This is a genomic window from Alistipes senegalensis JC50 (genome assembly GCF_025145645.1).
GTDB lineage: Bacteria > Bacteroidota > Bacteroidia > Bacteroidales > Rikenellaceae > Alistipes > Alistipes senegalensis.
In genome coordinates this window covers 3,794,142-3,808,275 of record NZ_CP102252.1, presented here as the reverse complement: position 1 = coordinate 3,808,275, position 14,134 = coordinate 3,794,142, and the positions used below count along the sequence as shown (strand labels likewise).

Genomic DNA, 14,134 nt, shown 5'->3' with positions numbered 1-14,134 from the left:
AACTAGACTTTACTTTTGTGATAATCGATTATAGAATAGATTTCGTCTAAAAATTTTTGTTCTTCTTGTTCCGTAAATCCACAAATATTCACAAATTGGTATTTGATGAATAATCCTTCCAAATTCTCTTTTCGGAACCCGTGTTCACAAGTTTCCAATCGCTCTCGCGTATAAAGCGGATTCGAATAAAATGATATTCCGCATAAACTTTTAACTTCGGTTTCACGCATACTACGCATCAAATCCGGATGGAAAAATTCGATCGTCTTGAATAAGATTAAAGCGACTTTCCAAAATTTATCTGGATGAGCCAATACGATGCTGCATACTATCGACGACAAAGAGGCCGATTGGGCGCGTTGTAAAATAGATATTAGGATTTGCTCTAACAAGTGATCTTTCATCTGCCCCACTTGCTCCAGTAAAAACTTTTCAAGAGCCATATGCATTGATTGAAGCAAATACGGAATAATTGGAGACCCAATTCCCCGATGGGTACACCAGATCGCATGACTTAAATACTGTGTTACTTTTTTCGTGTCGGAGATATGCACCTCGACCGAAACTACATCTTCTTTTCCATGTTTGGATTTCCGATAACTATCGATGGATTGATTGACAAAACGAATAATAAAATCCAAAGTCTTTTGGAAGTCGATATAGAGCAAACTATATATCGGTGTACAATATGCACTCGCACCTGAAAAATCAAGTTGCACACCACGATGGTCTAAGGCATATTCATCTTCCAATTCCATATGCCAAGAACAACCATCGTCTTCATGTCTGATCTTGACTTTTCTCCAATACAACTCAGCAAGTGCAAGAACTTCATTCGGCAGGTCTTCGAATATATAGGCAGCAAAGAACGAATTTTTCAATATGTGAGAACACAACGCATAATATGGATCGCCATGTCTATGCCACCTATTATTCAGCACTTTGTCAAAAATGTTTTTAAGCTCCGATTTAATTTCATGTGCAGCATGACAGATTATACGCAAGCAAGCAGTTTCAAGTTCACTGGAAATATAATACTTGTCCAGTAGTTCTCGTTTCTTGAATACGGATAATGCAATTAAACCTGCTTGTCGTGTCGTCTTCCCTGAATGGCAATATTCCGTCCAGTCTTCGATAATTTTGATAGAACCCGCAATGGGAATATGCTTACCCTGAGACTCGTAAATAAGATCGATGACTGCATTCCAGCCTTTCCCAAGCGGCTTAAGTATCGGATGTTCAGTCCCTTCATACGACAAAACCTCGGCTATATATTTACACGAAATCTGCAATAGAAATATAGCTCTGTTCAGTAGTTTGGCGTTATCTGCCAACAGTATCTCTTTATGGCTTTCGAAAAATGTCTCGGCATATTCGGAACGCAGCATGGAGACGAGAATTTTATCCCGCCAGAATGATTCCAGCTCCGGCTTGAAAACAAAATCGACCAAGCTGTTTATGTCCGATCTATTTTCATCTATTTTGTCTGACAGCCAAGACCGAAATGCTCGTCTCATCAACAACGAAGAGCCGATTTTCGAGAAAAACAGGGGAATGGATTCCCTATGCGTCCATTCCAATTCGAGAATATGGCTCAACCCCCATTCCTCGTATATATCATGAGTGATGAACAGTCCTTTATCTTCTTCGACGGCGACAACTTCATCACATTTTAAGGCATAAACCACTTCATCAGTATAGGCGTCAGGTCTTAAATAAAATTGGCCGCTGTTTACACGCTCCCAAATTATTTCAGAGAAACACTTTTCACGCTGCGTATTCAAACAGTTTTTACGAATGCGGCCTGCAATCTTTTCAATCCAAGCTCTTTTAATAAATGACGTATATGTTTCATTGAGACTATCCGCATCGTATAGTCGAAGATATAAATCCAAATAAAAGAGATTTCTAAGTCTGTCCTTAAACCGGTCGTTACAGGGTAGCTGAAACCGATACTGTAAGGCACATTCATTTAACTCTTGTTCGCTAATATTGTTTAATGAAATGAATTTACATTCAAGATGATATGTATATTGAAGATCGCTTCTGAGGTCTTCGACATATATGCTGCGCACCGTAAATACAATAGACCACCCCGCTTCGGTTAGTTTTTGCAGCAGTAATTTGATATGATAGTCATCTTCAATATCCTGCAACCTTTCGGCAGAATCGATTATGAACACTTTCTTATCATCCCGCGAATACGCCTCGATAAACTGCGACAAATCATAATTCGATGTATGCTTGAAAATATCTGATATACCGGCAACATTTAGTTCTTGAGCTTTTCGGACACAAATCGGAAAATCCTTGTTATATCGATTATAAAAATCTTTAATCACAGCTGTTTTTCCGGCACCTCCTTCACCATGGATAACAAGATGTTCGTGCTTATTTATCGTATCGAATATCGTTTTTATAAATGTATTTCGGTTGAACTTAATAACTTGACCGCAATATGCAATCCGGTCGCATATCGAAGCAAGAAGACTGCCGCTATGACTTTGTTCTTCTTTTACCAAAGTCTCCATATTGGGGCCGACCTCGAAAAACAGTTCTCGAATCCATGTTATTTTGGCTGCTTGATCCAAGATCATTGAGCCGACTACCCATTCTATTTCCATGGATCGACTTTGGGCGTATTCATTGAGCTTTTTCTCTTTCTCGGTAATCGAATTTCCTTTGGGTGGATTACCGAACATCATATTCGTATATAAATAAAGTTTTGTTTGTCGCGGATTGACCTCATGCGCCGCATCAATAGATTTCCTGATTTGGGCCTCATCAATCGTACGTTCAAAATATTTTGCCTGAAAACCGATTACCTCTCCATTTTTCGTAATCGTATTTGTTTCGTTTCCCGCATGATTTATGCGCTGGAATATACCGGTAGATATTCCAAATTGTTCGCAAAATAACGCTCTGGCAAGATTTTCCAAAGCATCTTGTTTATTTGTCCCGTATTTATAGTTGAAAGTATCCCAAGACGGAAATAGCGCAGCCGACATAATCAACGTAAATTAAGTTTCATACAAAGATACAAAAGATAGTAAAAGATAAGCGGGCAATGCCCGCTTATCTTTTTCATTTCAGCTCTTTACAGCCTGCCGGTTTGTAGTAGTTCTTCTCCAGCACCTCGTTGATCTTGGATTCGGGATAGAGGAGTGTTCCGCCGATAGAAGTATAAGGGATAATTCCTTTGTCCCGATAGTTTTGTAAGGCACGGCGGGAAATGTGGAAACGGGTTATTACCTGCTCAGTTGTCAGATAGCGTTCGCCCAACAGTGAAGGTTCGACTTCTGCGATCATTCTGTCGGCTGTTTGTACTGCGCAGCGCATGGCTTCAGCCAACGCTTTGTATTCGGGTGTATCGCACGTAATGATACATTCCTCGTTAATTGTCATAATCCTGTTCAGCGTTTATTTGCATTTGGTCGTCAGGTTCTTGTCGAGCAATGCCCGCACATCTTCGGGCTTGTAATAACATTTGTTGCCAATTGTCGAGTACGGTAACTTCCCGCTGGTACGCAAGTATTGCAATGTCCGTTTGGAGATGTGCAACAAACGACAAACTTCGATATTATCTATTCAGCCGCTTTCGGCAGCGGGATTGAAATGGCGGTCGAGTCGGCGTATCGTGTCGATCAGTTGGCAGGCGTAGGCTTGTAAATTTGTCCATGCGCGCTCTTCGATTAAAAGGTAATTCATCTTCGTAATTTTTCAGATTATAGATTCGATTCCGGTAGTCTGCAACTGCCTTCATGTATCTCTAATCCGATTCGCTCCGCGTTTCATACTCGATAAATTGGGTTTCGAGTACAAGGTAAATCGGATTTTGTGAAGTTCTATTGAATCGGAATATGCTGATAGCTTGTGGCGTCGAAATGCGACCAATTGGCATCGAACTATACGAAAAGCGCGGGACAGTAATTTGTCCCGCGCGGTTGGTTATCTGTGCCGTTCTCGTTCTTTTTCATCGTCTCGTTGCATTCGCAGGTTCAGTCGTTCGCGCATCTTGTCGAGAAAGTATGTCCGACTATCGTTCTTGCGGCGTTTGATGTCCAGATAGGTATCGTAGCAATTCCGAACTTTTATTTCCAGTCCGAACTGCGAGCCGAAAAAAGCGAACAGCTCATTGATCGGAGTATCTCCGTCGTCGATACAACGCATCTCTTGCAAGCCGTAAATCAGCTCGACCATTTCGACGAGTGTTCCCGTCCAGCGGTGCAGTGTTTTCGGGGCTATTGCTTCTTGTTCGTTGTCATAACGACGTAACAAGTCTAATTCCGTATTGATATAACCGAGCGCTATTTCCAAGAAACGGTTTTGCGCGTCGTATGGTGATGTATCTTTTTGGGGCAAGTATCTCCGCAGAACGTGCAGGCGGATTCGGGTATAACGCAAGGTTCGGAAAACAACTATTCTATCTTGTTCTTCATTGCAAAACGATTGCAAGGCTTTGTCGAATTCACGGAAGAGTTCTTCCGTAACGGCTTTCGTGGCGGCATCGACCAAATGATCTGCCGTAATATAATGTATCATAATCATTCTTCTTTTAAGTAATAAAATCTCGTTGTTTCAATGCTTTGCAGAAAAATCTACGGTGGAGACTTATTCCTTAAAAGGCCAATGACTCTTATTTATCGGTTTGCGTATCGGCAATTACATTCCGCCTCCCAGCGCATGGTAAAGGTCTATGACGCCCTGTATCTCGGCGAAACGGGCTTGTACTTCGGCCTGTTCGGCGGCGAGCAGCGACTGTTGCGCCGTCAGCACCTCCAGATAGTTCGTCGGCGAGTGGCGCATCAGCAGTTCCGTTTTTCGCACGGCCTCCCGCAAGACCGTTATCTGACTGCCGGCGATATCGACCTGCTGCCGTGCCGTCTGCCATGCCGTCAGCGCATTGTTCACCTCCTTGCCCGCATCGAGCAGCGACTGCCGGAACAGCAGGGTTGCCTCCTCCTGACGTGCTTTGGCGATTTTCAGGTTGGCGCGGTTCGCGCTGCGATTGAACAGCGGCTGCACGAGCGAGCCGACCGCATTGGCCAGCCATGCTGCCGGATTCGTTACCGCTCCGCCGTTGTTCGTCCAGCCGAGCGATCCCGAAAGCGTAAGGCTCGGATAAAAAGCCGCCCGTGCGGCATTGACGGCATAGAACGCCTGTGCCAGATTGTATTCCGCCTGCCTCACGTCGGGACGGTTGGCCAGCAGTTGCAACGGCACGCCGACGGACATCTCCTCGGGAAACCGCTGCCCGTTCAGCGTCCCGCGTTCGATGGCTGCGGGCGGCATAGCGAGCAATACGGAGAGGGCATTCTCGGTCTCATGGATACTCCGCCGCAGCGCAAGCACCGACGATTCGAGCGCCATGCGGTTCGCCCGTGCCTGCAAGACAGCCGCATCGTTCGACTTGCCGGCTTGTTTCAGCACTTCGAGCACCTTAACGGACTTTTCCCACGTGGCAAGCGTCCGCTCGTTGACAGCGAGCTGCCTGTCGAGCATGAGCAGCGTATAGTAGCTGTTCGCCACGGTCGCCACGAGCCGCGTCTGCACGGCTTGTTCGTAAGCCCTGCTGCTTTCGAGGGCTGCCCGCGCTCCCCGTTTGGCGTTGGTCACCTTGCCGAAGATGTCGATTTCCCAAGCGGCCGACGCCCCGAGGTTGTAGGTCTTGGTCGTCACTCCGTCGTAACGGCCGATGCCCCCTTCGGGATTCAGCGACATGGACGGCAGATAGGAAAGACGTGCGTTCTTCAGCACGGCTTCCGCCTCTTCGACACGCAGGCGGGCGATACGCAGATCGGTATTCCTTTCCAGCCCTTCTTCGACAAGCGTTTGCAACTGCGGGTCAGTAAACAGCTCGCGCCACGACAGCGTGGCCATCGTTACGGTATCTTCCACAGGAATATCCCGATACAGACCGTCGGTCTCGACCTGCGGGCGTGAATAGGGTTTGTACACTCCGCAGCCCGACAGACAGAGGACGGCGGAAACAATCAATATCGTATGTTTCATAATCGTCATTCGAAATCTTCATTCATCGACCACCGCCAGTCCTGCGGCTCCGTTTCATCTCTCTTTCTTATCGTGCGCTCCTGCATCCATTGGAAGACGATGAACAATCCGGGGACGATGAAGAGCAGGGCGAGCGTGCCGACGATCATACCTCCTACGGCTGTCGAGGCGAGCGAGCTGCTGCCGTTGGCTCCTACGCCGTGCGCCACCATCAGCGGCAGCAGGCCGAAGATCATCGTCAGGGCTGTCATCAGAATCGGACGCAAACGTGCTTTCGCCGCGCTGTATGCCGCTTGCGGGAGAGACATGCCGGTTTTACGTCGTTCCGCGGCATACTCTGTCAGGAGAATGGCTGTCTTGGCCAGCAGTCCGATCAGCATGATGACACCCGTCTGCATGTAGATGTTGTTTTCCAATCCGAACAGCCATGCGAACAGGAAGCTGCCCAACAGTCCGCACGGAACGGAGAGAATGACGGCCAGCGGCACGAAGAAACTCTCGTAGAGAGCGCATAGAATCAAATAGATAAGTATCAGACAAATTGCGAAGACGATCGTCGTATTGTCCGTCGTGCGGCTCTCTTCACGCGAAATGCCGCCGAACTCGTAGGTATAATTGAGCGGCAGCACCTGTGCTGCCACCTCTGCCACGGCGCGCAGCGCATCGCCCGAGCTGTACCCGGCGGCTGTCGCACCCGTTACGGAGATGGAGTTGTAGAGATTGAAGCGTGAGAGGTCGGAAGGACCGTAGGTCTTCGTGAGCTTTACGAAGCGGCTCAGCGGCGCCATTTCGCCCGAGGCTGTCCGCACATAGATGTGCCCGAGCGATTCGGGTGTCACGCGGTACTCCGGTGCGGCCTGCATCGTGACGTGGTAGAGCTTCGAGAAGCGGTTGAAGTCGGAGATATACTCCCCCGTATAGTAGCCCGCCAGCGTCGAGAGCACCTCGGCGGGCGAGAGTCCCGCCAGCTCGCACTGCGCGGCATCCGTATCGACCCAGAACTGCGGATAGCCCGTATCGAACTCCGTATAGACATCGCCGATCTCGGGACGTTCTGACAGTGCCTCGACGAATTTGTCCGCCACCTCTTTGAAGAGTTCGATGTCGCCTGCGGCCTTGTCCTGCAAGTAAAGCTCTATGCCGCTTCCCATACCATAACCCGAAATCATCGGCGGGGCCATGGCGAAAAGGGTCGCATCGGGGATATTCGGTGCGAAAGCATTGATTTTGTCGACGACATCTTTGACGGAGTGTCCCTTGCCCTTGCGCTCGTCCCAGTTCTTCAAGGACATGAAATACATGCCTTTCGATGGCCCCGCGCCTGTGAAGGAGAATCCTGCGACCCCGGCACGGTAGTCGATTTCCGGAATCTTTTCGAGTTCTGCATCGACGGCGCTCATGATTTCGAGGTTGCGTGCCATGGAGGTTCCGGGCTTGGAACTCATGCTGACCATCACCGATCCCGTATCCTCGTCGGGAATCAAGCCTGTCTTCGTGTTCCGCACCAGCACGACGAGTAGCAGCAGCGACGCCGCGAGCGTCGTCCACAGAAGCCATTTCCGTTTGATGAAAATCAGCACGCCGCGTACATAACGGGCGGTCATGGCATCGAATACGGCGTTGAATGCCTGTCGGAAGCGGGCCGCGAAGTTGTTTTTAGCGTTGCCGTGCTCATCCGTATAGGGTTCGAGCATCAATGCGCACAGCGCCGGCGAGAGCGTAAAGGCGTTGACGGCAGAGATCCCGACGGCGACGGCCATCGTCAAACCGAACTGCGCATAGAATGCACCGGACGTACCTCCCATCATCGACACGGGAATGAAGACCGCCATAAAGACGACCGTGGAGGTCAGAATCGCCGAGGCTACCCCTTTCATGGCATCGTTGGTCGCAAGATACGGCGAACGGTAACCCGCGTCGAACTTCGCTTGCACGGCTTCGACCACCACGATCGCATCGTCCACCACCGTGCCGATGGCCAGCACGAGGGCGAAGAGCGTGAGCAGGTTGATCGAGAACCCTAACAGCGACATGACGGCGAACGTACCGATGATCGACACGAAAATCGAAAGGGTCGGAATGATCGTCGAGCGGATGTCCTGCAGAAAGATGTAAACGATAAGTACGACGAGCAAAATGGCTTCCAGCAACGTCTTGACTACTTCCCGAATCGATGCGTAGAGGAATCGGTTGGTGTCGCTCAATGTCACGAACTCCATGCCCTCGGGCAGGTCGCGTGCGATTTCGACCAGCACCGCGTCGATCTCCTCGATGGTCTGCGAAGCGTTCGACCCCGCCTTCTGATAGATCATCGCCACGGCACCCTCGTGCCCGTTCACATCGGTGCTGTAGTTGTAATACTCGTCGCCCAGCTCCACGTCGGCCACTTCTTTCAGACGCAGCACCTCCCCGCCGGGAAGCGAGCGGACCACCAGCTGCTCGAACTCCTCGGGCTGGGAGAGACGGCCCCTGTACTTCATCGTGTATTCGTGCGCATTGTCATGGTTGGCGCCGAACGCCCCCGTTGCCGCCTCGATGTTTTGCCGTGCCAGTACGTTCGCTATGTCCGACGGCACCAGCCCGTACTGCGCCATGCGGTCGGGTTTGAGCCACAGCCGCATGTTGTAGTTCGTGCCGAAAAGCGTCATGTTGCCTACGCCTCCGATACGCTTGATCTTCGGCTCGACGTTGATCTTCATGTAGTTGTTCAGGAACTGCCGGTCAAACTTGTCCTCGGGCGAGTAGAGCGCGAAAGTCTTCAGTTCGGCGTTCTGCTGCTTTTCGGTGGTCACGCCCGTCTTGGTCGTCTCGGCAGGCAGCTGGCTCAACACGGTGTTCACGCGATTCTGCACGTTCACGGCCGCCATGTCGGCGTTCGTCCCCTGCTTGAAGTAGACGTTGATGGTGGCATCGCCGTTGTTCGATGCCGTAGAAGTGATGTAGGACATGTTTTCCACACCGTTGATCGCCTCCTCGAGCGGCACGATGACGGCTTTCTGCACCGTTTCGGCGTTAGCTCCCGGATAGGTGGCATAGACTTGCACTGTGGGCGGCGCAATGTCGGGATACTGCTCGACAGGCAGCGACAGCAGCGCAATGGTCCCCACGAGGACGATGGCAATTGAAAGTACGATCGACAGAACGGGACGGTCGATGAAGAGTTTCAGATTCATCGCTCCGCCTCCTTCCCGATTTCGATTTCCATCTCCATACCGTCGCGCAGCATTCCGACCCCTTCGGTCACGATCACCTCGCCTGCTTCGAGACCCGACCGCACGATGTACTCGCGGCCGTCGCTCAGACGGTCTACGGTAATCTCCGTAGCGACGACCTTGCCGTCCACGACTTTATATACGAAGATTTTGTCCTGCAACTCGTTCGTGGCACTCTGCGGGATGACAAGGGCATCCGCTTCGATGCGGGCGATGACGACATTGCCGCTGCCGCCGCTCCACAGCAGGCGCTTTTCATTGGGGAAGACGGCACGCACCTGCACCGTGCCGGTCTGTTCGCTGACGATGCCGCTGATGGTCTCGATGCGTCCCTTCGCTTCGTAGGTCGTGCCGTCGTCCAGCACCAGCGCGACGGGCGGCATGCGCTCGATTGCCTCTTCGGGCGTTCCGTAGCTGCGCACCAGCGACCGCAGACGGTTTTCGGTCATGGCGAAATAGACGTACATCGCCGCGTTGTCCGATACGGTGGTCAGCGGACGCGCCATCGTAGGGCCGACCAGTGCCCCGACACGAAACGGCAGCGTGCCGACTGTACCATCCGACGGACTCCGCACCTCGGTGTAGGATAGGCTGTTCCGTGCGTCGGTCTCCTGTGCCCGCGCCTGCTCGGCAGCCGCTTCGGCTGCGGCGAGTGCATTGCGCGCCGTCGAGAGTTCGTATTCCGAGATGACCTCTTCGCGCAGCAGCATCTGTTTGCTCTCGTAATCCAGTCGGGCCGTTTCCACCTGCGCCTCGGCGGCATGCACGTCGGCCGTGGCACGCCGCAAGGCTGCCTGATAGGGTACTTGGTCGATGACGAAAAGCAGCTCGCCCTTCCTTCACACAGAGACGGACGATCGTTCCCGCGACCTGCGGGTAAATGTCGATGTCCTGTCGTCCGCGGATCGACGCAGTGTAGGATTCCTGAAGTTCTACGGGCTTGCGCACGACCTCCATCGCCGCATAGCGATGCGCCGTTTCGTGTCCGCCGCCTGCGGACCTGCACCCGACGAGCGGAAGCAGCAGAGCTGCCGATAGGATGATTCTTCGGTTCATATCATGTCGTTTTTATCTTCGATTCGATTCCCATTCGCGGCGAAGCACGGCATAGACGCGCGTGTTTTCGTACTTCGGTGTGCCGTCGGGGTTCGTGACGAACGATACGAACTCCACGAAACACCCCTCGCAACGCATACCGAGACGTTCGCACAACCGCTGCGAGCGCAGGTTATCCTCCTCGACATAGCCGTAGATGCGGCGTGCTCCGTCCGCGCGGAACAGGTGGTCGAGAAACGCCGTCGCAGCTTCGCGGGCAAGCCCTTTGCCCTCGAAACGTGCGTTGAAAAGCCAGCCCACGTTGTACGTGTCCGGCGCTTCCCGCATGGCGAATACCTCGCCGATCAGGGAATCGCTCTTTTTCAGGCTCACAGCATAGCGCAGCAGGCCGTCGGGCGTATGCGTCACGCGGGCGAGGGCCTCCTCCAAAGAACGAACCCGTTCATCGGCGAAGCAGTTCACACGCGGAGCGGAGAGGTACTCCAACACTCCTGCGGCATCTTTCGGTCGGAAGTTGCGAATCACGAGCCTTTCGGTCTCGATGCGTATTTCTGTTTGTTTCATTTCAATGGTTATACTATTCGAGTCTGCAAAAATATTTTGCATGAATTATATGCACAATCCGTATCTTACCGAAACGGAGAAATCGGCTTCGCAATCGCCCGAATCCGCCTTCGAAACAATTTCGGAGGTATCTGTTCACTTGCTTCCGAACAGCCGCCTTCGCCGCCGATACGACAGGAAGATGCAGATAATGCACGCCAGAATCATTCGTTCGGAGCTGTCAGAAGTGTGCTTTCCTGTGTAATATAGATACTTGTAAAAGCATCGCCTACCGTCATTCCTATACCGATTTTCCTCGGCTCCCGACTTCCGTTCTCTTTCAAGGCAACATACAGTTTGTTCGGACTTTCAGACGGCACGACGATTTCGCACCACTCGTTCTCGAACTTCATAAACCCGAAATCCTCGCCGTGAATCATCTGGTTTTCTCCGTTCGCTTCGTATTGGACGGTGGAAATCCACCAGCCTTTGTAATTTTTCATCGTCACGACAGCCGAGCCGCCCTGCGGCGGAACGGTTATTTCCCGACAGTCCGTCTTGATCGGATACCAATCGCCGTCCTTATGGGTACACGATACTGCCGATGCTGCGATCGCAAGTAAGCAAAAGCCGTATTTCAATAGTTTCATACGTGTATATTATTCGATTCGCGGCAATATTAGTACGAAAGGGGCTTACTCCGCAAGCGAAAAATATCCCAACCGACTGAAATGACTTCCGAATCGGCGAATCGGCCTTTCGAACTTTTCGGCGTCTTCTGCACCCGTTTCGAAGGCGGATTTCGCCGGTTCGGTCATTTTTCGTGTGTTTGCATGCGTCTTATTTCCGTACTTTGCATGAAAACAATAACTTTGTGAGAATGAATGCTGCGAAAATACTGGATTGGAAAAATATCGTATGGCTGTCGCTCGTCAGCTATGCGCTCTACGCAATGCTGTGGCTGGTTATAGACGACGAGACATGGTACGATTCGGGACCGCACTTCGTCGTCGAGATGACGGTCGATTTCTGCATGTGCGTACTCTTCGTCGGGTTTTCGCTGCTTTACAGCCGTACCATTCTGCGGATTCTGCCGATGCACGACCGCCCCTATGTGCGTCTGCTGCTTATGGTCTGCATCCTCTTTCTGCTCAACAACGCGATGGCCTATGCGATGACCGTCCTATGCGATACGATATGGGGCGACGGAAGCGACGAGCTGTTCCGCTTGCAGGGCATCTACACCTATGGCATGATCGCCACGTTCGTCTCCTGCATCTACTCCAACGCCTTCTATCTGGAGACCTACATGCGCACCGAGGATGAGAAGCGGCGGCTGGAGATCGCCCTGCTCAAGGAGCAGGAGGTAGCGTTGCAGTCGCAGCTCGACGCGCTGAAATCACAGATCGACACCCATTTCATGTTCAACAATTTCAGCATTCTGGCCGAGCTAATCGAGGAGGACCGCGTGCTGGCAGGAAAGTTCCTCGCTAACCTCTCGAAAGTATATCGTTACATCATCCAGAATATGAAGCGCCACAAAGTGCCCGTCGGCGAGGAGATCGCTTTCTTGGATGCCTACCTCTACCTGATTGAAATGCGCTACGGGAAAACCGTCGTCGTCCACATAGAAAACGACGTGCGTATCGCCGACGGCTGTATGCCGCCCGCCTGTCTGCAACTGCTGGTCGAGAACGCCATCAAGCACAACCGCCACTCGGCCGAGCAGCCGCTGCATATCGACATCCGGCGCGAAGGGGACTATATATCGGTCTGCAATCCCCTCGCACCGCTGTTCTCGGCGGCGGAGCCTTCGACGGGTATCGGTCAGAAGAACATCGCCGAACGCTACGCGCTGCTCAGTGACCGACAGATGCTCGTCAGCTTTACATCGCGCACCTATGCCGTCAAATTGCCCATTCTCGAAAATTAAACAGTATGAAACATATCCTTATTCTTGAAGACGAACAGCGCAATGCCAACCGACTCGTCCGGCTGCTGAAAGAGATCGTGCCCGAAGCGCGTATCGACGGCCCGCTGGCAACCATCGAAGCGGCGGCGGGATACTTGCGCAAGGCTCCGGCGCTCGATCTCATCCTTGCGGACATCCGTCTCTCAGACGGATTGAGTTTCGAAGCGCTGAAAGAAGCGCCGCCCGCCGTGCCGATCATCTTCACCACAGCCTACGACGACTATGCCGTGCAGGCGTTCAAGTACAACAGCTTCGACTATCTGCTCAAACCCATAGATGCTGACGAACTCGCCGCTGCAATCGAGAAGGTCGGACGCAGCGGCCGCAACACATCGGACGAACACCTGCGCCAGCTCTTCGAGGCCCTGCAACAGGGCGGCTGCCGCTACCGCGAGCGGTTCCTGCTGCCGTACCGCGATGGCTACAAGACCGTTTCGGCAAGGGAGATAAACCACATATCCACCGAAAACAAAATCGTGCGCCTGCATCTGAACGACGGCACGTCGGAGGCTGTTTCCGTGAGCATGGACGAACTCGAACGCCAGCTCGACCCGGCCCGCTTCTTCCGAGCCAACCGCCAGTACATCGTCTGCATGGAGAGTATCCGCTATCTGGGCAACTACTTCGGAGGCAAACTCGTCCTGCGCCTGCACCATTATCCCGACGCCGAAATAATCGTCAGCAAGGAGAAGGCCCAGCGTCTCAAGGAGTGGATCGACAGGTAGTCTCCGACCTGCTTTAACAAAAGGTTTCATTCATATCAGCGGGCGGTTCCGTTATCGTCTCTTCTTCGGTCGGCAGCGATTGCGTCAGTACTATTCCGCCGTCAGTCTACTGCTCCTGCACGGCTTCGGGAATTCATCCTCTTTCAATCGTCCGACTTCGGAGGTGCGATTGCTTCCCGTTAGGGCAAGGCTTTTGAGTTACTCAAAAGGTATCGAGTAACTCGATACACACCTTGCTGTTAGCCGATGCTAACAAAATATAAAACCTGTTTTACGTGTTATCACACAAATTGAAAAAACATTGAGTGAAATATATATCCGCAGATTGATTGGTACATCGCAACATTGGTACGTACCAACCGATTTGCAATTGTAGAACAATAACGACGGGCAGGAATTACCTGCCCATCGTCGTTCAGCAAAGTTTACCATGCGTTATGGGGATCATGATCGGTACGGTCGCTCGGGAACGTGTCGTCGCTACGTGCAGCAGCCATCGTCGAATGATTGCCGCATGGCGGCTATTCAGCCTAAATGCCAACGCGAAGATCATTTCGAGATTATAGACATCCACTCTGTTTCCGCTCGGCAGGCGAATACATCGCTTTGTCTCC

Annotated in this window: 10 protein-coding genes and 1 pseudogene; 2 read left to right on the top strand and 9 right to left on the bottom strand. The window is 51.8% G+C overall.

Going from position 1 to position 14,134, the window contains the following annotated elements:
• Positions 1 to 2 precede the first annotated feature (2 nt).
• The 9 genes and pseudogenes from NQ519_RS15165 to NQ519_RS15125 form a co-directional block, all read right to left on the bottom strand.
• Positions 3 to 3,008: an ATP-binding protein gene (locus NQ519_RS15165; RefSeq protein WP_019150308.1), complete on the bottom strand. Its 3,006-nt coding sequence runs from the start codon at positions 3,006 to 3,008 to the stop codon at positions 3 to 5.
• 76 nt (positions 3,009 to 3,084) lie between these two features.
• The gene (locus NQ519_RS15160; protein ID WP_019150309.1) at positions 3,085 to 3,405 is read right to left on the bottom strand and encodes a helix-turn-helix domain-containing protein; all 321 of its coding nucleotides are present in this window, start codon (positions 3,403 to 3,405) and stop codon (positions 3,085 to 3,087) included.
• A gap of 15 nt (positions 3,406 to 3,420) precedes the next feature.
• Positions 3,421 to 3,564 carry a helix-turn-helix domain-containing protein gene (locus NQ519_RS15155; protein ID WP_371173655.1) on the bottom strand — a complete coding sequence of 48 codons (144 nt, stop codon included), beginning with the start codon at positions 3,562 to 3,564 and terminating at the stop codon, positions 3,421 to 3,423.
• 384 nt (positions 3,565 to 3,948) lie between these two features.
• Positions 3,949 to 4,548, bottom strand: a complete 600-nt coding sequence (locus NQ519_RS15150; protein WP_019150310.1) for an RteC domain-containing protein — start codon at positions 4,546 to 4,548, stop codon at positions 3,949 to 3,951.
• Positions 4,549 to 4,662: 114 nt separating this feature from the next.
• Positions 4,663 to 6,012, bottom strand: coding sequence for an efflux transporter outer membrane subunit (locus tag NQ519_RS15145; protein ID WP_026076432.1), 1,350 nt, complete (start codon positions 6,010 to 6,012; stop codon positions 4,663 to 4,665).
• 5 nt (positions 6,013 to 6,017) lie between these two features.
• A complete protein-coding gene (locus tag NQ519_RS15140) occupies positions 6,018 to 9,185 on the bottom strand; it encodes an efflux RND transporter permease subunit (protein ID WP_019150312.1) in 3,168 nt (1,055 codons plus the stop codon).
• Positions 9,182 to 10,280 (bottom strand): annotated as a pseudogene (locus NQ519_RS15135) (efflux RND transporter periplasmic adaptor subunit). The gene NQ519_RS15140 and the pseudogene NQ519_RS15135 overlap by 4 nt, the downstream one beginning before the upstream one ends.
• 12 nt (positions 10,281 to 10,292) lie before the next feature.
• The gene (locus NQ519_RS15130; RefSeq protein ID WP_026076433.1) at positions 10,293 to 10,829 is read right to left on the bottom strand and encodes a GNAT family N-acetyltransferase; all 537 of its coding nucleotides are present in this window, start codon (positions 10,827 to 10,829) and stop codon (positions 10,293 to 10,295) included.
• A gap of 218 nt (positions 10,830 to 11,047) precedes the next feature.
• On the bottom strand, positions 11,048 to 11,473 hold the full coding sequence (locus NQ519_RS15125; protein WP_019150315.1) for a hypothetical protein: 426 nt from the start codon (positions 11,471 to 11,473) through the stop codon (positions 11,048 to 11,050).
• Positions 11,474 to 11,703: 230 nt separating this feature from the next.
• On the opposite strand from NQ519_RS15125, the gene NQ519_RS15120 reads away from it, so the two are divergent.
• Both NQ519_RS15120 and NQ519_RS15115 read left to right on the top strand, forming a co-directional pair.
• Complete coding sequence (locus NQ519_RS15120; protein ID WP_019150316.1) at positions 11,704 to 12,756, top strand: sensor histidine kinase; 1,053 nt, start codon at positions 11,704 to 11,706, stop codon at positions 12,754 to 12,756.
• Positions 12,757 to 12,761: 5 nt separating this feature from the next.
• The gene (locus tag NQ519_RS15115; RefSeq protein ID WP_019150317.1) at positions 12,762 to 13,520 is read left to right on the top strand and encodes a LytR/AlgR family response regulator transcription factor; all 759 of its coding nucleotides are present in this window, start codon (positions 12,762 to 12,764) and stop codon (positions 13,518 to 13,520) included.
• Positions 13,521 to 14,134 lie beyond the last annotated feature (614 nt).

Coding starts and splice junctions, on each gene's coding strand:
- NQ519_RS15165 (WP_019150308.1), bottom strand. CDS start 3,008: ATGTCGGCTGCGCTATTTCCGTCTTGGGATACTTTCAACTATAAATAC.
- NQ519_RS15160 (WP_019150309.1), bottom strand. CDS start 3,405: ATGACAATTAACGAGGAATGTATCATTACGTGCGATACACCCGAATAC.
- NQ519_RS15150 (WP_019150310.1), bottom strand. CDS start 4,548: ATGATTATGATACATTATATTACGGCAGATCATTTGGTCGATGCCGCC.
- NQ519_RS15145 (WP_026076432.1), bottom strand. CDS start 6,012: ATGAAACATACGATATTGATTGTTTCCGCCGTCCTCTGTCTGTCGGGC.
- NQ519_RS15140 (WP_019150312.1), bottom strand. CDS start 9,185: ATGAATCTGAAACTCTTCATCGACCGTCCCGTTCTGTCGATCGTACTT.
- NQ519_RS15125 (WP_019150315.1), bottom strand. CDS start 11,473: ATGAAACTATTGAAATACGGCTTTTGCTTACTTGCGATCGCAGCATCG.
- NQ519_RS15120 (WP_019150316.1), top strand. CDS start 11,704: ATGAATGCTGCGAAAATACTGGATTGGAAAAATATCGTATGGCTGTCG.
- NQ519_RS15115 (WP_019150317.1), top strand. CDS start 12,762: ATGAAACATATCCTTATTCTTGAAGACGAACAGCGCAATGCCAACCGA.